The 20,110-nt window shown below is 67.7% G+C and carries 13 protein-coding genes; 10 read left to right on the top strand and 3 right to left on the bottom strand.

What is annotated here, in order from left to right; translation table 11 throughout:
* The first annotated feature begins 36 nt into the window (after positions 1–36).
* From ACZ50Z_RS12460 to ACZ50Z_RS12420, 9 genes are all read left to right on the top strand, one after another.
* Positions 37–1,506, top strand: a complete 1,470-nt coding sequence (locus tag ACZ50Z_RS12460; RefSeq protein ID WP_464483827.1) for a WS/DGAT/MGAT family O-acyltransferase — start codon at positions 37–39, stop codon at positions 1,504–1,506.
* Entirely contained in the window at positions 1,503–3,236 is a 1,734-nt protein-coding gene (locus ACZ50Z_RS12455) for an HAD-IB family hydrolase (protein ID WP_464483826.1), read from the top strand. The genes ACZ50Z_RS12460 and ACZ50Z_RS12455 overlap by 4 nt, the downstream gene beginning before the upstream one ends.
* Positions 3,233–5,587 (top strand): glycerol-3-phosphate 1-O-acyltransferase, encoded by a 2,355-nt coding sequence (locus ACZ50Z_RS12450; RefSeq protein WP_464483825.1) that lies wholly within the window; start codon positions 3,233–3,235, stop codon positions 5,585–5,587. The genes ACZ50Z_RS12455 and ACZ50Z_RS12450 overlap by 4 nt, the downstream gene beginning before the upstream one ends.
* A gap of 28 nt (positions 5,588–5,615) precedes the next feature.
* Positions 5,616–7,658: a bifunctional copper resistance protein CopD/cytochrome c oxidase assembly protein gene (locus ACZ50Z_RS12445; RefSeq protein ID WP_464483824.1), complete on the top strand. Its 2,043-nt coding sequence runs from the start codon at positions 5,616–5,618 to the stop codon at positions 7,656–7,658.
* 215 nt (positions 7,659–7,873) lie between these two features.
* Positions 7,874–8,356 (top strand): single-stranded DNA-binding protein, encoded by a 483-nt coding sequence (locus ACZ50Z_RS12440; protein ID WP_464483823.1) that lies wholly within the window; start codon positions 7,874–7,876, stop codon positions 8,354–8,356.
* A 78-nt stretch (positions 8,357–8,434) separates the two neighbouring features.
* Positions 8,435–10,111: an energy-dependent translational throttle protein EttA gene (gene ettA / locus ACZ50Z_RS12435; RefSeq protein WP_464483822.1), complete on the top strand. Its 1,677-nt coding sequence runs from the start codon at positions 8,435–8,437 to the stop codon at positions 10,109–10,111.
* 78 nt (positions 10,112–10,189) lie between these two features.
* Positions 10,190–15,034, top strand: a complete 4,845-nt coding sequence (locus ACZ50Z_RS12430) for an NAD-glutamate dehydrogenase (RefSeq protein ID WP_464483821.1) — start codon at positions 10,190–10,192, stop codon at positions 15,032–15,034.
* A complete protein-coding gene (locus tag ACZ50Z_RS12425; RefSeq protein ID WP_464483820.1) occupies positions 15,031–15,444 on the top strand; it encodes an acyl-CoA thioesterase in 414 nt (137 codons plus the stop codon). The genes ACZ50Z_RS12430 and ACZ50Z_RS12425 overlap by 4 nt, the downstream gene beginning before the upstream one ends.
* On the top strand, positions 15,432–16,103 hold the full coding sequence (locus ACZ50Z_RS12420; RefSeq protein WP_464483819.1) for a DUF8185 domain-containing protein: 672 nt from the start codon (positions 15,432–15,434) through the stop codon (positions 16,101–16,103). Before ACZ50Z_RS12425 ends, ACZ50Z_RS12420 begins: the two co-directional genes overlap by 13 nt.
* Positions 16,104–16,182: 79 nt before the next feature.
* On the opposite strand, the gene ACZ50Z_RS12415 is transcribed toward ACZ50Z_RS12420, so the two are convergent.
* The 3 genes from ACZ50Z_RS12415 to ACZ50Z_RS12405 form a co-directional block, all read right to left on the bottom strand.
* Positions 16,183–17,199, bottom strand: a complete 1,017-nt coding sequence (locus tag ACZ50Z_RS12415; RefSeq protein ID WP_464486210.1) for a pyridine nucleotide-disulfide oxidoreductase — start codon at positions 17,197–17,199, stop codon at positions 16,183–16,185.
* Positions 17,200–17,278: 79 nt separating this feature from the next.
* Entirely contained in the window at positions 17,279–18,871 is a 1,593-nt protein-coding gene (locus ACZ50Z_RS12410) for a glycoside hydrolase family 13 protein (RefSeq protein ID WP_464483818.1), read from the bottom strand.
* Complete coding sequence (locus ACZ50Z_RS12405) at positions 18,871–19,266, bottom strand: globin (protein WP_464483817.1); 396 nt, start codon at positions 19,264–19,266, stop codon at positions 18,871–18,873. The genes ACZ50Z_RS12410 and ACZ50Z_RS12405 overlap by 1 nt, the downstream gene beginning before the upstream one ends.
* Before the next feature lie 145 nt (positions 19,267–19,411).
* Here ACZ50Z_RS12405 and ACZ50Z_RS12400 point away from each other — a divergent pair, with 145 nt between their 5' ends.
* Complete coding sequence (locus tag ACZ50Z_RS12400) at positions 19,412–20,059, top strand: HNH endonuclease (protein WP_464483816.1); 648 nt, start codon at positions 19,412–19,414, stop codon at positions 20,057–20,059.
* The last annotated feature ends 51 nt before the right edge of the window (positions 20,060–20,110 follow it).

The raw sequence follows: 20,110 nt of genomic DNA, 5'->3' as shown, positions 1-20,110 counted from the left end.
CGACGGTGACAAGGTTGGTTCGTCGAGTTGATGACCATGACTGAGTCCGTCGAGGCGATCAGATTGTCCGACGAGCTTGGGCCGGTCGACTACCTGATGCATCGGGGCGAGGCGAATCCCCGCACCCGGTCGGGGATCATGGCGCTGGAGTTGTTGGACACGACACCGGACTGGCAGCAGTTCCGGGCCCGGTTCGAAAACGCTTCCCGACGGGTGCTGCGGCTCCGGCAAAAGGTGGTCGTGCCGACGCTGCCGACGGCCGCGCCGCGCTGGGTGGTCGATCCCGATTTCAACCTGGATTTCCATGTCCGACGGGTGCGTGTGTCCGAACCCGGCACGCTGCGCGACGTCTTCGACCTCGCCGAGGTCATCCTGCAGTCACCGATGGACATCTCCCGGCCGCTGTGGACGGCCACCCTGGTCGAGGGTTTGGCCGACGGGAAAGCGGCGACCCTGCTGCATGTGAGCCACGCCGTCACCGACGGTGTCGGCGGGGTCCAGATGTTCGCCGAGATCTATGACCTCGAGCGCGAACCGCCCGCCAAGCCGACGCTGCCGCTGCCCATCCCTCAGGACCTGTCGTCGAATGACCTGATGCGCCAAGGCCTTAACCATCTGCCCGTCGCGGTGGTCGGCGGTGTCCTGGGTGCGCTGTCCGGGGCGGTGTCGGCGGCGGGGCGGGCGGTGCTTGAACCGACGGCCACCGTTTCGGGGATCGTCGGGTACGCCATGTCGGGGATGCGGGTGCTCAACCGGGCCGCCGAGCCGTCGCCGCTGCTGCGCCGGCGCAGCCTGACCACCCGCACCGAGGCGATCGATATCCCGCTCTCCGACCTGCACAGGGCCGCGAAAGCCGGCGGCGGGTCGATCAACGACGCCTACCTCGCCGGGCTGTGTGGAGCGTTGCGCCGCTACCACGAGGCGTTCGGCGTGCCGATCAGCACGCTGCCGATGGCGGTGCCGGTCAACCTTCGGGCCGAAGCGGACAACGCCGGCGGCAACCGGTTCACCGGCGTCAACCTCGCCGCGCCGATCGGTACCGCCGACCCGGTCTCCCGCATGAAGAAGATCCGCGCGCAGATGACCCAACGCCGCGACGAGCCGGCGATGAACATCATCGGTTCTTTTGCCCCGGTGCTCAGCGTCTTGCCCACCGCGGTGCTGGAAGGACTCACCGGCTCGGTGATCGGCTCGGACGTCCAGGCCAGCAACCTTCCGGTCTTCCCGGGAGACACCTACCTCGCCGGCGCAAAAGTGTTGCGGCAGTACGGCATCGGCCCGCTTCCCGGCGTGGCGATGATGGTCGTGCTGATCTCGCGTGGCGGCTGGTGCACCATCACGGTGCGCTACGACAGGGCCTCGGTGCGCAACGACGCGCTGTTCGCCCAGTGCCTGCTGGACGGTTTCGACGAAATCCTGGCGCTGGCAGGCGATCCGCCGCCACGCGCGGTGCCCGCCTCGTTCGCCGAGCCGGCCGTGTCGTCGCGATCGGCGGCGAGCTCATGAGCGCCGCCGAAGAGCGGGCCGACGGCGGGGCGGACATGCGGCTGCCCGGCTCGGTGGCCGAGATCATGGCCAGCCCCGCCGGGGCGAAGATCGGCGCGTTTTTCGACCTGGACGGCACCCTGGTCGCCGGGTTCACCGCGGTCATCCTGACCCAGGAGCGGCTGCTGCGCCGCGACATGGGCGTGGGGGAGCTGCTCGGCATGGTCCAGGCCGGTCTGAGTCACACCCTGGGGCGCATCGAATTCGAGGCCCTCATCGGAAAGGCGGCCGCCGCGCTGACCGGGCGGCTGCTGGACGACCTGGACGAGATCGGCGAGCGGATGTTCGTCCAGCGGATCGAGTCGCGCATCTACCCGGAGATGCGCGAGCTGGTGCGCGCACACATGGCCCGCGGGCACACCGTGGTGCTCAGCTCGTCGGCGCTGACCATCCAGGTCAACCCGGTCGCACGCTTCCTCGGGATCCCCAACACGCTCACCAACAAATTCGAGACCAACGAAGACGGCATGCTCACCGGTGGCGTCGAGAAGCCGATCCTGTGGGGTCCGGGCAAAGCCGCTGCGGTGCAACGCTTTGCCGCCGAGCACGACATCGACCTCAAGGACAGCTACTTCTACGCCGACGGTGACGAGGACGTCGCCCTGATGTACCTGGTCGGCAATCCGCGGCCGACGAATCCCGAAGGCAAGATGGCCGCGGTGGCCAAACGCCGCGGCTGGCCGATCCTGCGATTCAGCAGCCGGGGCCCGGTGGGGCTGCGGCGGCAGGTGCGCACGCTTGCCGGACTCGGCTCGATTGTCCCCGTCGGCGCCGGCGCAGTGGCGATGGGAGTGCTGACCGGCAGCCGGCGGCGGGGCGCCAATTTCTTCACCTCCGTGTTTTCCCAAACCGTGCTCGCGACCACCGGAGTACATCTCAATGTCGTCGGGAAAGAGAATCTGACCGCGCAACGCCCGGCCGTCTTTATCTACAACCACCGCAACCAGGTTGACCCCGTCATCGCCGGCGCGTTGGTGAACGACAACTGGGTTGCCGTGGCCAAAAAGGAATTACAGAAGAACCCGATCATGGCCCTGCTCGGCAAGGCGTTGGACGGAGTGTTCATCGACCGTGACGATTCGGCCGCAGCGCTGGAGACCATGCGCACGGTCGAAGAAAGAGCCAAGAACGGGCTTTCCATAGTGATGGCTCCCGAAGGCACCCGGCTGGACACCACCGAGGTCGGCCCCTTCAAAAAAGGGCCGTTCCGCCTCGCGATGGCCGCGGGCATCCCGATCGTCCCGATCGTGATCCGCAACGCCGAACTCGTCGCCGCCAGGAACTCGACCGTCATCAACCCGGGCACTGTCGACGTCGCGGTCTTCCCTCCGATCTCCGTGCAGCACTGGACACTTGACACGCTGGACGAGCGCATCGCCGAGGTGCGCCAGCTGTACCTGGACACGCTCGCCCACTGGCCCGTCGACGAACTGCCGCAGGTCGACCTCTACGCCGAAAAAAAGGCAGCCGCCAAAGCCCGCGGACGGAGCACCAAAACCACCGCCAAGAAGGCCGCGTCGAAAAAGGCTCCGGCCAAAGCGGCGAGCAAACCTCGCGCGAAAAAGGCTGCGCCCAAGTCGAATCCGAACGAATCCGAGGTAGCCCTCAAACAGGGTGAGGTACAACAGCCCGCCGCGGACGGAACAGTCGGCGCCGAATCACCGGAATCGCCGCCCCGAGGGCATCCGTGACCGAACCCGCCGCAGATACCAGCGCCATCCTCGCCGGAACCGACTCGCTGGTATTGGCGTCGATGGCCTCGTCGGTCGAGATGGAACTGATCACGACGTGGCTGAATCAACAGCGCGCCGACCACCCGGGCGCGAAATTCGACCTGGTCACACTGCCCGCCCTCGATGCGCCGCCGGACGCAATGACATCCTTGGCCGAGCAACTCGAGTCGGGAGAAGGCCGCTCCATCGTCCCGGTGCGGGTGTTCTGGCTGCCCCCGCCCGACCGCGGGCGGCTCGCAAGGCTTGCCGGGCTGCTGCCCGGCCGGGATCCCTATCACCCCAACCAACGCCTGCAAGCCCAGATCCTGCGCGGCGCCCCGCAGCGGGCGCGGGTAGTGGCCGGAGAATCGGCCACGGTCTCCGAACTCCGCCGGCAATGGCGCGACACCACCGTCGGCGACGACAAGAGCGACTTCGCCCAATTCGTGATCCGCCGCGCCATCTTGGCGATGGAACGCGTCGAGTACCGAATCCTCGGCCCGCAGTACAAGTCGCCGCGGCTGGTGAAGCCGGAAATATTGGCATCCAGCCGATTTCGCGCCGGTCTCGCCAAGGTCCCGGGCGCCACCCTCGACGAGGCCGGAAAGATGCTCGACGAACTCGCTACCGGGTGGAGCAGGGCGTCGGTCGACTTGGTCTCGGTGCTCGGCAGGATGATCAGCCGCGGGTTCGATCCCGAGATCGACTACGACGGGTATCAGGTCGCCGCCATGCGCACCGGTCTGGAAGCCCACCCGGCGGTGCTGTTGTTCTCCCACCGGTCCTACATCGACGGCGCGGTGGTGCCGGTGGCGATGCAGGAGAACCGGTTGCCGCCGGTGCACGTCTTCGCCGGGATCAACCTGTCGTTCGGGGCGATGGGCCCGCTGCTACGGCGTTCCGGCGTGATCTTCATCCGCCGCAACATCGGCAACGACCAGCTCTACAAGTACGTGCTGCGCGAATACGTCGGCTACATCGTCGAAAAGCGGTTCAACCTGAGCTGGTCTATCGAGGGCACCCGCTCGCGCACCGGAAAGATGCTGCCGCCCAAGCTCGGTCTGCTGGCCTACGTCGCCGACGCGTACCTGGACGGCCGCAGCGAAGACATTCTGCTGCAACCGGTTTCGATCAGCTTCGACCAGCTGCACGAGACCGCCGAGTACGCCGCCTATGCCCGCGGCGGGGAGAAGACCCCCGAGGGCGTCGGCTGGTTGTACAACTTCATCCGGGCGCAGGGCGAGCGCAACTACGGCAAGATCTACGTCCGGTTCCCCGACGCCGTGTCGATGCGCCAGTACCTCGGCGCCCCGCACGGTCCGCTGGCACAAGACCCGGACGCCAAACGGCTTGCGCTGCAGAAGATGTCGTTCGAAGTCGCATGGCGGATACTGCAGGCGACGCCGGTGACGGCGACCGGCCTGGTGTGCGCCTTGCTGCTGACCACGCGCGGCGCGGCGCTGACGCTGGGCCAGCTGCACCACACGCTGCAGGACTCGCTGGACTACCTGGAACGCAAACAGAATCCGATGTCGACCAGCGCACTGCGGCTGCGCTCGCACGACGGTGTGCGCGCGGCGGTCGACGCGCTGTCCAACGGACACCCCATCACCCGGGTCGACGGCGGCCGCGAGCCGGTCTGGCGGATCGCCCCCGAAGAGCAGCACGCCGCGGCGTTCTACCGCAATTCGGTGATCCACGCTTTCCTGGAGACCTCGATCGTCGAGCTCGCGCTGGCGCACGCCCGCCACGCCGAGGGCGACCGCATGGCGGCGTTCTGGGCCCAGGCGATGCGGCTGCGTGATCTGCTGAAGTTCGACTTCTACTTCGCGGACTCGGCGACCTTCCGGGACAACATCGCCGAAGAGATGGCGTGGCACAACAATTGGGAAGCCCACGTCGCCGCCGGAGGCGAGGAGATCGACGCGCTGCTGTTCGCCAAGCGCCCGCTGATGGCCGACGCGATGTTGCGGGTGTTCTTCGAGGCCTACGAGATCGTCGCCGACGTGCTGCGCGACGCGCCGGCGGACATCGGGCACAAGGAATTGACCGACTTGGCGCTGGGCGTCGGGCGGCAGTATGTGGCGCAGACCCGGGTCCGCAGCAGCGAATCGGTGTCGACGCTGCTGTTTGCCACCGCGCGCCAGGTTGTCGACGACCAGGACTTGATCGCCCCCGCCCCGGACCTGGCCGAGCGGCGGGCCGCCTTCCTGCGCGAACTGCGCGGCATCCTGCAGGACTCCAACTACGTCGGACGGATCGCGCGGGATCAGTTCGTGGCCCGCGAACTCAACGATCGCCAGGATCGGCTGGACAGCCAAACTCTCTAGCACGGGAGCCCGCCCATACCCTGGGGGTATGACCGTCGCACCGCCGGCCGGCAAGTCCCCGACCGAGGCCGCACCCCAGCGCCGCGCGTCGGTGTGGCCGGTGCTGGTCGGTGTTGCCGTGCTGGCGGGCTGCACGGCCGCCGGAATCGGGACGCTCTCGCTGGCCAGCGCGTTGACCGCGACCGGCCTGCCCGACCCGGGCCCGGTGACCACCCTGGGGCTGCCATTCGTCCGGGCAGCTGGCGAGATCGCCGCGGTGCTCGCCGTCGGGTCGTTTCTGTTCGCCGCGTTCCTGGTGCCGCCCCAACGCAGCGGTGTCCTCGACGCCGACGGCTACCGCGCGCTGCGGCTGGGGACCGTCGCCTCGGGCGTGTGGGCGGTGTGTGCCGCCCTGCTGGTCCCGTTGACCATCTCCGATGTGTCCGGTCACGCGGTCGCCGACATCAGCCCGGCGCGCATCTGGTCGTTGGCGGGTCTGGTCAACACCGCCTCGGCCTGGCGCTGGACCGCGATCCTGGCCGCCGTGATCACGCTGGCCAGCCTGTCGGTGCTGCGCTGGTCGTGGACGCCGGTGCTGCTCGCCGCGTCGGTGCTGACGCTGATCCCGCTCGGGCTGACCGGGCATTCATCGGCCGGCGGCTCGCATGACCTGGCCACCAACGGCCTGCTGATCCACCTGGTCGCCGCCAGCCTGTGGGCCGGCGGCCTGCTCGCCCTGCTCGCCCACGCCCTGCGCGGCGGCGCCCGCACGGGCCTGGCGGCGCGGCGCTTTTCGTCGATCGCGCTGTGGTGCTGGGTGGCGATGGCGTTGAGCGGACTGGTCAACGCCCTGGTGCGCGTCCAGCCGGGCGACCTGCTCACCACCGGCTATGGGCGCCTGGTGGTCGCCAAGTTCGTCGCGCTGTGCCTGCTGGGCGGCGTCGGCTGGCGCCAGCGGCGCGTGAGTGTGGCTGCGCTGCAAGCAAATCCGTCCCCGGCGCGGGCACGTGGCGCGCTGATCAGGCTGGCGCTGGTCGAGGCCGCGCTGTTCGGCCTCACGTTCGGCATCGCCGTCGGGCTGAGCCGCACCGCGCCGCCACCGCCCCCGGCCCGGCTGCCGACGGTGCCCGAGGCCGAGATCGGCTACGACTTCGACGGGCCCCCGACCGTGGCGCGCATTCTTTTCGATTGGCGCTTCGACCTGATCTTCGGCACCGCGGCCATCGTGTGCGCCGCGCTGTATGTGGCGGGCGTGGTGCGGCTGCGCCGCCGGGGCGACAAGTGGCCGCCGGGCCGGACCTTCTCCTGGCTGCTCGGCTGCCTGGCGCTGCTGTTCGTGACGTCCTCGGGCGTCGGGCGCTACATGCCGGCGATGTTCAGCATGCACATGGTGGTCCACATGTGCCTGTCGATGCTGGTGCCGATCCTGCTGGCACTCGGCGCCCCGGTCACCCTGGCGCTGCGGGCGCTACCCGCCGCCGGGCGTGACGATCCGCCGGGCATGCGGGAGTGGCTGTTGGCCGCGCTGCACAGCCGCTTCTCGCGGTTCCTCACCAACCCGGTCGTGGCCACCGTGCTGTTCGTCGCTGGGTTCTACGGGCTGTACCTGTCCAACCTTTTCGACATCACCGCGAGCAGCCACGCCGGGCACCTGGCGATGAACCTGCACTTCCTGTTGAGCGGCTACCTGTTCTATTGGGTGGTGATCGGGGTGGACCCGACGCCGCGGCCGATCCCGCCGCTGGCCAAGGTGGCCGTGGTGTTCGCCTCGTTGCCGCTGCACGCGTTCTTCGGGGTGGTGCTGATGGGCACCAAGAAGGTGCTCGGCGCCGACTATTACCGCTCGCTGGGGCTGAGCTGGCACACCGACCTGCTGGGCGATCAGCGACTCGGAGGCGGTATCGCCTGGTCGGCGGGGGAGTTCCCGCTGGTGATCGTGATGCTGGCGCTGCTGGTGCAGTGGGCCCGCAGCGACCGTCGCACCGCCAAACGACTGGACCGGGCGGCCGACCGCGACGATGACGCCGAGCTGGCGGCCTACAACGCGATGCTGGCCGAACTGGCGCGTGGCGAGGCACCGGGAAGCCGCTGAGCTTCGGCGAGCGTAACGCCACGGCGAATTTCCGCCTGATTTTTCGCCCTGGCGTTACGCTCGCGATCCGCCTGAGCCGGGCCTCGAACTGATCCACAGTCGCGGGTTCTTCCACAGGGCAGATCGGCCGGCGCCCCATTGCCCAGTCGTCCCGTCGGTACCGGCGCGCTTACTGGCAGCCATAGCCAGAAAAGCAACCGAGAAGGGATCAACTCATGTTCGAAACCCCGCTTACCGTCGTCGGCCACATCGTCAACAACCCCGAACGCCGGCAGGTCGGCACCCAGGAGGTCATCAAGTTTCGTGTCGCCAGCAATTCCCGGCGGCGCACGGCCGACGGCGCCTGGGAGCCCGGCAACTCGCTGTTCATCAACGTCAACTGCTGGGGCAAGTTGGTCACCGGTGTGGGCGCCGCCCTGGGCAAAGGCGCACCGGTGATCGTCGTGGGCCACGTCTACACCAGCGAATACGAAGACCGCGACGGCAACCGCCGCTCGTCGCTGGAGATGCGCGCGACCTCCGTCGGGCCGGATGTGTCCCGCGCGATCGTGCGCATCGAGCGGCCCGGCTACACCGGTCCGACCCCCGGCGACGCCAGCGCCACCCCGGCGGATGCGGCCGACGGCGCAGGTGAAGGCACGGATGCCGATGGCAGCGCCGAGTCCGACGACGCGGCGCCGCTGTCATTGTCGGCTTAGCTGCGGGCCGGGGCCCGCCGGGCGCGCTTTAGGATGGTTCGCGAGATCACTCGCTAATCAGAAAGGCATAACCGCGGCATGGCTGAGTTCATCTACACGATGAAAAAGGTCCGCAAGGCGCACGGCGACAAGGTGATCCTGGACGACGTCACGTTGAGCTTCTATCCAGGCGCCAAGATCGGTGTCGTTGGGCCCAACGGCGCCGGCAAGTCGAGCGTCTTGCGGATCATGGCGGGCCTGGACAAGCCGAACAACGGTGACGCCTTCTTGGCCAACGACGCGACCGTCGGCATCCTGCTGCAGGAGCCGCCGCTGAACGAGGAGAAGACCGTTCGCGGCAACGTCGAGGAGGGCCTGGGCGAGATCAAGGTCAAGCTCGACCGCTTCAACGAGGTCGCCGAATTGATGGCCACCGACTACTCCGACGAGCTGATGGAGGAGATGGGCCGGCTGCAGGAGGAGCTCGACCACGCCGACGCGTGGGACCTCGACTCGCAGTTGGAGCAGGCCATGGACGCGCTGCGCTGCCCGCCGCCCGACGAGCCGGTGACCAACCTGTCCGGTGGCGAGCGCCGCCGCGTCGCGCTGTGCAAGCTGCTCCTGTCCAAGCCCGACCTGCTGCTCCTCGACGAGCCAACCAACCACCTGGACGCCGAGAGCGTGCAGTGGCTCGAGCAGCACCTCGCCTCGTATGCGGGCGCGATCCTGGCCGTCACCCACGACCGCTACTTCCTGGACAACGTCGCCGAATGGATCCTGGAACTGGACCGCGGACGCGCCTACCCGTACGAGGGCAACTACTCCACGTACCTGGAGAAGAAGGCCGAACGGCTCGCGGTGCAGGGACGCAAGGACGCCAAGCTGCAGAAGCGGTTGACCGAGGAGTTGGCCTGGGTGCGCTCCGGGGCCAAGGCGCGCCAAGCCAAGAGCAAGGCGCGGCTGCAGCGCTACGAGGAGATGGCGGCCGAGGCGGAGAAGACGCGCAAGCTCGACTTCGAGGAGATCCAGATCCCGGTCGGTCCGCGGCTGGGCAACGTGGTGGTCGAGGTCGAGCACCTCGACAAGGGGTTCGGCGGTCGCACCCTGATCAAGGACCTGTCGTTCACCCTGCCCCGCAACGGCATCGTCGGGGTCATCGGCCCCAACGGCGTCGGAAAGACCACGCTGTTCAAAACCATCGTCGGTCTCGAGCAGCCGGACAGCGGCACGGTCAAGGTCGGCGAGACCGTCAAGCTGAGCTACGTCGACCAGACCCGCGCGGGCATCGATCCCAAAAAGAACGTCTGGGAAGTTGTCTCCGACGGACTGGACCACATCGTCGTCGGCCAGACCGAGGTGCCGTCGCGGGCCTACGTGTCGGCGTTCGGGTTCAAGGGACCAGACCAGCAGAAGCCGGCCGGTGTCCTCTCGGGTGGCGAGCGCAACCGACTCAACCTCGCGTTGACGCTCAAGCAGGGCGGAAACCTCATCCTGCTCGACGAGCCCACCAACGACCTCGACGTCGAAACCCTGAGCTCGCTGGAAAACGCCCTCGAGCAATTCCCCGGCTGCGCGGTGGTGATTTCGCACGACCGGTGGTTCCTGGACCGCACCTGCACGCACATCCTGGCGTGGGAGGGCGACGACGACAACGAGGCCAAGTGGTTCTGGTTCGAGGGCAACTTCGGCGCCTACGAGGAAAACAAGATCGAACGGCTCGGCGCCGAGGCGGCGCGGCCGCACAGAGTGACCCACCGCAAGCTGACGCGCGACTAGTGTCGGCTCTGCCCCCCGCCGCGCGGGATCGGGGCGTTGGAGCGCAGTGACAACCGTCGCCAGTTGGGAGCAGTCGGCATGACGATCGATCCCGAAGCCAAACAGGATGTCGAGCCATGGACGACCTTCACGCAGCAGCAGGACATTCCCCAGTGGATCTCGAGAGCCTATGTGGAGAGCTACCGCGGCCCGCATAGTGACCAGTCGGGGGGCGCGGAGACCAGGCCCATCGACCTGACCGTCCCGGCGGCGATCGTCACTCCGGCCATGCTGAGCGCGCACTACCGGCTCGGCCAGCACCGCCCCGACGGCGAAAGCCGCGTCGCCGTCTACGCCGCGGAAGACCCCGCCGGGTTCGGGCCGGCGTTGCAGGTCGTCACCGACCATGGCGGCATGCTGATGGATTCGGTCACCGTGCTGCTGCACCGGCTCGGCGTGCCGTACACGGCGATCATGACTCCGGTGTTCGACGTGCACCGCAACCCCGCCGGAGAACTGCTCAGCGTCAAAGCCAAGGCCGAGGGCGCATCGCAATACGCCGGCGAGGCGTGGATCCACGTGCAACTCCTGCCGTCCGTCGATAGCAAGGGGCTCACCGAGGTCGAACGGCTGCTACCCAGGGTCCTGGCCGACGTTCAACAGGTCGCCAGCGACGCGTCGGCCCTCATCGCCGCCCTTGACGACCTGGCCGCGCAGGTGGAAGCCAATGCGCAAGAACACTTCTCGGCGCCGGACCGCGATGACGTCGCGGCCCTGCTGCGCTGGCTGGGCAACGGCAACTTCCTGCTGCTCGGCTATCAACGCTGCCACGTGCACGACGGCCGGGTCTCCGGCGACGGGACGCCCGGCCTGGGCGTCCTGCGCACCCGCACCGGCTCGCGCCCCCGGCTGACCGACGACGACAAACTCCTGGTCCTGGCGCAATCCGTGGTGGGCAGCTATCTGCGCTACGGCGCCTACCCGTACGCCATCGCGATTCGCGAGTACGTCGACGGCGGCGTCCTCGAGCACCGCTTTGTCGGGTTGTTCACGGTCGCCGCCATGAACGCCGATGTCCTGGAAATCCCGACGATTTCGCGCCGGGTTCGCGAGGCGCTGGCGATGGCCGACAGCGACCCGATCCACCCCGGCCAGCTGCTGCTCGACGTGATCCAAACCGTTCCCCGCTCGGAGCTGTTCACGCTGAGCGCCGAACGGCTGTTGGCGATGGCCAAAGCGGTGGTGGATCTGGGGCCGCAGCGAAATGCGTTGCTGTTCCTGCGCGCCGACAGCCTCCAGTACTTCGTTTCCTGCCTGGTATATCTGCCCCGTGACCGCTACACCACCGCGGTCCGACTGCAGATCGAAGACATCCTGGTCCACGAATTCGGCGGCACCCGACTGGAATTCACCGCGCGGGTCAGCGAATCACCATGGGCACTTATGCATTTCATGGTCCGCCTGCCTTCCGATGACCCCGGCGCCACGCCCGTCGACGTCTCCGAGGACAACCGAATCCGCATCCAGGCCCTGCTGAGCGAGGCGGCGCGAACCTGGACCGACCGGCTGATCGCGGCCGCCGCCGACGGTTCCGTCGGGCACGCCGACGCGGAGTACTACGCCGACGCCTTTCCCGAGGTCTACAAGCAGGCCGTCATCCCGGCCGACGCCATCGATCACATCGCGATCATCGAAGAGCTGCAAGATAATTCGGTCAAGCTGGTGTTCCATGAAAGCGAGGACGGATCCGCCCAGCTGACCTGGTTCATGGGCGGACGCACCGCCTCGCTGAGCCAGCTGCTGCCGATGCTGCAGAGCATGGGCGTGGTGGTGCTCGAGGAGCGGCCGTTCACGGTCACCCGCTCCGACGGGCTGCCGGTGTGGATCTATCAGTTCAAGATATCCCCGCACCCGACCATCGAGTCGGCGTCGACGCAAGCCGAGCGCGACGCGATGGCCGAGCGATTCGCCGACGCCGTCACCGCGATCTGGCAGGGACGCCTCGAGATCGACCGCTTCAACGAGCTGGTAATGCGCGCGGGGCTGCGATGGCAACAGGTCGTTCTCTTGCGGGCCTACGCAAAGTACTTGCGGCAGGCCAACTTCCCCTACAGCCAGTCCTACATCGAATCGGTGCTCAACGAACACCCCTCGACCGCAAGGTCGCTCGTCGCGCTCTTCGAGGCGCTGTTCGACCCCGACCCGTCGCGTTCCTCGACGGGTCGCGACGCCCAGTCGGCCGCCGCCGCGGTCGCCGCCGACATCGATGCCCTGGTGGGGCTTGACACCGACCGCATCCTGCGCGCCTTCGCGTCGCTGGTGCAGGCGACGCTGCGGACCAATTACTTTGTGACACGCGAGGGTTCGGCCCGCGCCCGCGACGTGCTCGCCATCAAGCTGGACGCCCAGCTGGTCGACGAGCTGCCGTTGCCGCGCCCCAAGTACGAGATCTTCGTCTATTCACCGCGGGTCGAAGGCGTGCATTTGAGGTTTGGCCCGGTAGCCCGCGGCGGGCTGCGCTGGTCGGACCGCCGCGACGACTTCCGCACCGAAATCCTGGGTCTGGTCAAGGCGCAAGCGGTCAAGAACGCCGTCATCGTGCCGGTCGGGGCCAAGGGCGGATTCGTCCTCAAGCGGCCACCGCTGCCCACCGGGGACGCCGCCGCCGATCGGGACGCCACCCGCGCCGAAGGCGTTGCCTGCTATCAGCTGTTCATCTCCGGCCTGCTCGATGTCACCGACAACGTCGACCATGCCACCGGGGACGTCAGCGCGCCGCCGGAGGTGATACGGCGCGACGGTGACGACGCCTACCTCGTGGTGGCGGCGGACAAGGGCACCGCCACCTTCTCCGACATCGCCAACGACGTCGCCAAGTCCTACGGCTTCTGGCTGGGCGACGCGTTCGCGTCCGGCGGGTCGGTCGGCTACGACCACAAGGCCATGGGCATCACCGCCAAGGGCGCGTGGGAGGCCGTCAAACGCCACTTCCGGGAGATGGACGTCGACACCCAGACCGACGACTTCACCGTGGTCGGCATCGGTGACATGAGCGGCGACGTCTTTGGCAACGGCATGCTGCTGAGCAAACACATCCGGCTGCTCGCCGCCTTCGACCATCGGCACATCTTCCTCGACCCCGACCCCGACGCGGCGGCCTCGTGGGAGGAACGCCAGCGGATGTTCGACCTGCCGCGGTCCAGTTGGGACGATTACGACACGTCGCTGATCAGCGAGGGCGGCGGGGTGTACAGCCGGGAACACAAGTCCATTCCGGTGAGCTCCCAGGTTCGCGACGTGCTGGGCATCGGCGGTGAGGTCACCGAGATGACCCCGCCCAACCTGATCAAGGCCATCCTGCAGGCGCCGGTGGACCTGCTGTTCAACGGCGGGATCGGCACCTACATCAAGGCCGAGTCCGAATCCGATTCCGACGTCGGTGACCGCGCCAACGACCCGGTGCGGGTCAACGGTTCTGCGGTGCGCGCCAAGGTGATCGGCGAAGGCGGCAACCTCGGGGTGACCGCGTTGGGCCGCGTCGAGTTCGACCTGGCGGGCGGCCGGATCAACACCGACGCGATGGACAACTCGGCGGGCGTGGACTGCTCCGACCACGAGGTCAACATCAAGATCTTGATCGACTCCCTGGTCACCGCCGGCAAGGTCAAGCCCGACGAACGCAAACCGCTGCTCGAGTCGATGACCGACGAGGTCGCCCAACTGGTGCTCACCGACAACGAGGACCAGAACGACCTGATCGGCACCAGCCGTGCGAACGCGGCCAGCCTGCTGCCCGTGCACGCCAGGCTGATTCAGTACCTGGTGGACGAGCGCGGCCTCAACCGGGAGCTGGAAGCGCTGCCTTCGGAAAAGGAGATCCAGCGGCGCTCCGAGGCCGGCATCGGGCTCACCTCACCGGAGATGTGCACCCTGATGGCGCACGTGAAGCTCGGCCTCAAAGACGAGATGCTCGAAACCGAACTGACCGAACAGGACGTGTTCGCGTCGCGGCTGCCGCTGTACTTCCCGAAACCGTTGCGGGAACGGTTCACTCCGGAGATCCGCACGCACCAGCTGCGTCGCGAGATCGTCACCACCATGCTGATCAACGACCTGGTGGACGCCGCCGGCATCAGCTACGCCTTCCGGATCGCCGAAGACGTCGGAGTGGGGTCGGTCGACGCGGTGCGCACCTACGTCGCCACCGACGCCATCTTCGGCGTGGGGGAGATCTGGCGGCGCATCCGCGCGGCGAACCTGCCTGTCGCGCTGTCGGATCGGCTCACGCTGGACACCCGGCGGCTGATCGACCGCGCCGGACGCTGGCTGCTCAACTACCGACCGCAGCCGCTGGCGGTCGGCGCCGAGATCAACCGGTTCGCCGCCAAAGTGAAGGCGCTGACCCCGCGCATGTCGGAATGGCTGCGCGGTGACGACAAGGCCATCGTGGAAAAGGAAGCCGCGGAATTCGCCTCCCAGGGCGCGCCCAAAGACCTGGCCTACACCGTGGCCGCCGGCCTCTACCACTTCAGCCTGCTCGACATCATCGACATCGGCGACATCAACGACATCGACGCCGCCGAGGTCGCGGACACCTACTTCGCCCTGATGGACCGGCTAGGCACCGACGGCCTGCTGACGGCCGTGTCCGAGCTGCCCCGACGGGACCGCTGGCATTCGTTGGCGCGCTTGGCAATCCGTGACGACATCTATGCGTCGCTGCGGTCGCTGTGCTTCGATGTGCTCGCCGTGGGCGAGCCCGACGAGAGCGGCGAAGAGAAGATCGCCGAGTGGGAACACCTGTCCGCGTCCAGGGTCGAGCGGGCACGCCGGACTCTGATCGAGATCCAGGAAAGCGGGGACAAGGATCTCGCGACGTTGTCCGTCGCCGCGCGACAAATCCGTCGCATGACCCGCACGAGCGGAAGAGGTTCATCGAGTTGAGCATCGGCTTCGTCGCGCCCGTGCTGGTGCGCTGGTCAGACATCGACATGTACCAGCACATCAACCACGCCACCATGGTCACGATCCTCGAAGAGGCGCGGGTCCAGTTCCTGCGCGAGGCATTCGAGGTCGACATCAGGACCATCGGGTTGCTCATCGCCGAAGTCTCGGTCACCTACAAGGGTCAGTTGCGGCTGACGGATTCGCCGCTGCAGGTGACGATGTGGACCAAGCGGTTGCGGGCGGTCGACTTCACGTTGGGCTACGAGGTGCGCTCGGTCAACGCCGATCCGGATTCGAAGCCCGCGGTCATCGCGGAGTCGCAACTGGCCGCCGTCCATATCGAGGAGGAGCGCCTCGTGCGGCTTTCGCCGCAGCACCGGGAGTATCTGCAGCGGTGGATCAGGTAACCGACCGCGGCCTGTGGCTGGGCGCACCGTCGAGGGCCGAGCATCGCAGGGATTTGGCCGCATTCCTCGATCGCGCGCTGCGGCTGGACGAGGCGGCGATCATCCGCTTGCGGGCCCGATCGCAAGGCCTGCTGACCGCCTGGTTCGCAACGGGTTTCGACGTGCTTGCCTGCAGGGTGGTTTCGGGCGAGGTCCGGCCTCCGGATCTGTCCGTGGGCGCGGACGCGCTGGCGCGCGGCCTGTCCGCGATGGACGACTCGGGCTACGTCGATCCTGGCTTCGGCATGGACTCGGCGTGGCGGGGCGCGCTACCGCCGGAATCCGGCTTCACCCACATCGAGGACATCCCGGCGAGGGTGGTGCTCGGGCTGGCGCAAAGCGGCGCACGACTTGCCAAGGAGCACAGTAGTTCTCACGGGCCGCCGGTTTCGCTGCTCGACCAGGAAGTCATCCAGGTGAGCGCCGGCGACGTACACGTGGGGTTGCCCATGCGCTGCGTGTTCGCCCTGACCGCGATGGGTTTCCTGCCGCAGTCACCCGATGCGGTCGACGCCGAGGAATTGATTCGGGTCCGCATCACGCCGACGTGGCTGCGTCTGGACGCCCGGTTCGGTTCGGTGTATCGCCGCCGCGGCGACCCGGCGCTGCTGCTGGGCTGATGCTGGCGTCCCTACGGCTCGCCGAAAGAAAATCGGGCTGAGTTTAAAGCGTCGTCCGGCGGCCCAGCGGACGCGCAGATCAGGGGCCGTAGCTCAGCCACAGCGGCAAAACGGTATCCAGATGGTCCATGAATTTCTTCAGCCCCACCCGGAATTGCCCGTACCCGTACGGGTCTTCGACGTATTGCGGAAACGCGATGCCCACCCCGAACAGGCCGGGGGCGAGGATTCCGTTGGTGCGGTTGTAGTCCAGCGGGCCCCACTGCGGTGTCTCGGGCAATTGTCGGCGCTCGAAGCCGACGGTGTAGACCGCCCGGTCGCACCGGGCGAGCTGTTCGGCGAACTCGGGGCTGGATACCCAGCATCGCTCCAGGCGCTCCGGGAGCACCCCGTCGATGTTCTCCCGCGCCCACACCGCCGCCTGGCCCTTCAGTCCGGTGTCGTCGAACAGAATCCAATCGTCAAAGTACACAGCGTATTTCAGGGGGCTTCGGTAGAAGTTGATCACCCGCTTGACGGGATGGCGCAGCAAATTCGGCAGCACGATCATGGATGAGTGCGACGAGCCGAACACGGCGATCGTCGCGCCCTGCAGCGGCTCGCGTGCGAGCTTCTCGGGATCGAGGGCGACCTCTACCGGAATCTCGTCGAGCCCTGGGTGGCACAGCTTCTTGGCGACCGCCCCGACGGCCAGGATCACGTTGGTGGCGACGATGTCGTCGTGTTCGGTCTCGATCCGCCACCGCCGGTTTTCCAGGTACAGCGCGGTCGCGGTCGTCGTGAAGACGACGACCTGCTCGCGAAGATGCCCGGTGATCCACACCAGCGGTTCGGCGACCAGACCCAGCGCGCAGGTTTCCCGCGGGTCGATTTCCCGCAGCGGCATGGGCCGGGCCTCGTCGAACCGAAATGACTTGGAGCCGTTGAAGTATTCGAGGAACAGACCGACGTGGGTGTTGCTCGACACCGACCGCCACTTTTGGCCGATGTCGCCGCCGGCGAAGGCGGGATCGATCCAGGCGATCTTTTCAGCCGCAATCCCGTGATCCAGCAGCCTTCCCACCGCGGCGACACCTGCCGGCCCGGCACCGATCACTGCCCACGCGTAGGAAGTCATGCACAACATATAGAGCAGTGGACGGCGAAACGCCCACCGGCGGTCACCCTCGAGTCGGCTACGCCAGCCACGCCGCGGCGTCCGGGGGAAGCTTGCCGTCGAGCAGGGGCGCGCTCGCCAGGATGAGTTCGCCCGGCGGCAGGGGCAGGGGCTGTGCGCCGGTGTTGAGCGCGCAGACCAGTCCACCGGGACGCCGGAAGATCACCGCGTCGCCGGAGGCGTCGAGCCACTCGACACCGTCGCCGTCGAATTCGACTCGGTACTTGCGCAATTCGAGCGCGCGCCGGAAGAACGACAGCGTCGAGTCGGGATCGGCGCTCTGCTTGTCGACGGTCAGCGCCGCCCAGTCCGTCGGCATCGGCAACCAGGTGTCGGCGGAGGACGAGAACCCGAACGGGGGAACGTTGCCCGACCACGGGATCGGCACCCGGCATTTGTCGCGGCCGCGCTCGGTGTGCCCGGAGCGTTCCCAGGTCGGGTCCTGCAGCACCTCGTCGGGCAGCTCGACGTCGGGCAGCCCCAGTTCCTCGCCGTTGTAGACGAACACCGCGCCCGGCAGGGCGAGCATCACCATCGCCATCGCGCGGGCCCTGCGCAGCCCGACCTCGCCGCCGCCGTAGCGGGTGACCTCCCGGCCGACGTCGTGGTTGGACAGCGTCCAGGTCGGGACGGCGTCTTGCAGGGCGGTGGCGGCCAGCGAGTTCTGGATCGCGTCACGGATCTCGGCGCCGTCGAAGTCGATCCGCGTGAGCCGGAAATTGAATCCGAGGTGCAGTTCGTCGGGCCGCAGGTACTCCGCCCAGCGGGCGTTGTCGGTCACCCAGACCTCGCCGACCGTCACCGCGCCGGGGTAGTCGTCGATCACCCTGCGGATGTCGCGGTGGATGTTGTGCACGCTCGGGTTGTTGAAGCGCGGGTCGTCGTCGTCGTGGTGCAGCACCTTGGACTCGACGTCGGGCGAATCCGGCAGGCCGGCCGGCTTGGCCATGCCGTGCGCCACGTCGATGCGAAAGCCGTCCACGCCGCGTTCCAGCCAGAAGCGCAGCGTCTTCTCGAAATCGTCGAAGACGTCCGGGTGCTCCCAGTTCAGGTCCGGCTGCTCGGTATCAAACAGATGCAGATACCACTGGCCGGGGTGGCCGTCGGGTTCGACCACCCGGGTCCACGCCGGCCCGCCGAACACCGAGGTCCAGTTGTTTGGTGGCAGCTCCCCGTCGGCGCCGCGGCCGTCGCGGAAGAAATATCGTTCCCGCGCGTCGGTGCCCGGCCCGGCCGCCAGCGCCGCGGCAAACCACGGGTGCGCCGAGCTGGTGTGGTTGGGCACCACGTCCATGGTGATCTTCATGCCCCGCTCGTGCGCCGCGGCGATCAGCCGTTCGATCGCGGCCATCCCGCCGAAGAGCGGGTCGATGTCGCGTGGATCGGCGACGTCGTAACCGTGGTCGGCCATCGGGGAGACCGTGACCGGGTTGAGCCAGATCGCGTCCACGCCGAGTTGCTCGAGGTGATCGAGGCGGGCCGTCACCCCGTCCAGGTCGCCGACGCCGTCGCCGTCGCTGTCGGCGAACGACCGCGGATACACCTGATAGAACACCGCGCTCGACCACCACGCTGTCGGGCTCACGCCGCTCCGTTCGGTTCGCTGAGGCATCAGAACGACGAGTTGACGAGCGAGTCGGCGGCCATCTCCAGATAGCTGAGCAACGCGCGGCGGTGCTCGTCATCGAGTGTCGCCGAATCGATGGAGGCGACGGCCGTGTGCATGCAGCGCAGCCACGCGTCGCGCGCCAGGGGAGTGATCCGGAACGGCACGTGACGCATCCGCAACCGGGGGTGTCCGCGCCGGTCGGAGTAGGTGCGTGGGCCGCCCCAATACTGCTCGAGGAACATCCGCAGGCGCTCCTCGGCGCCGTCGAGGTCGTCCAGCGGATAAAGCTCGCTCAGAATCTCGTCCTCGGGCACCTGGGCGTAAAAGCGCGACACGATCGCGTGGAAAGTCTCGGCACCGCCGACAGCGTCGTAGAAGGACTGTCCTACCTCTTCCATCGCCGTCCATTGTGGGGCATCCTCGCGGCGGCAAGCGTAGGCGGCCCGATCCCGCTCCCGCTGTTCACCGGTTGGACACGGCGTTTCACCTGCAATAGGGGTGCGATTGGCGACGAATCATGGTGGACTGTTCGACGGAGGATCTATGGCGCAGGGCAAGAGACGCCGCAGCCACCGCAGTCAGGTAGCCGCGGCAGGGTTAACCGGGCCCACAACCGCGTCATCGCTGCACAGTGTTGAGATCCATCCACCCGCCCGCCCGGAGAGCGCTTCCATCTGGAGTCGCCGGCGGGTGCTGCTGCTGAATTCCACCTACGAGCCGCTGACCGCGCTGCCGATGCGGCGCGCGATCGTCATGGTGATCTGCGGCAAGGCCGACGTGGTGCATCACGACCCGGCCGGTCCGGTCATCCACTCGGCGACCAGCTCGATCGTGGTGCCCTCGGTCATTCAGTTGCGGTCGTATGTCCGCGTTCCCTATCGGGCGCGCGTCCCGATGACCCGCGCCGCGCTGATGCACCGCGACCGGTTCTGCTGCGCCTATTGCGGGGCGAAGGCGGACACCGTCGACCATGTGGTGCCCCGCAGCCGCGGCGGCGACCATTCCTGGGAGAACTGCGTCGCCTGCTGCTCGGGCTGCAACCACCGCAAGGGCGACAAACTGCTCAGCGAGCTCGGCTGGGCGCTGCGCCGGCCGCCGATGCCGCCGACGGGCCAGCACTGGCGGCTGTTGTCGACGGTCAAGGAGCTGGACCCCGCCTGGGCCCGATACCTCGGCGAAGGCGCCGCCTGAACGACAATCGGTGTCCGGGCGCGCCGGTAGATCGCGTGGTGGGATACGGTT

This window comes from Mycobacterium sp. NTMscope_MAC_269, assembly GCF_976985695.1.
The sequence above is the reverse complement of the archived record's forward strand: the minus strand, read 5'-3'. Positions and strand labels throughout refer to the sequence as shown.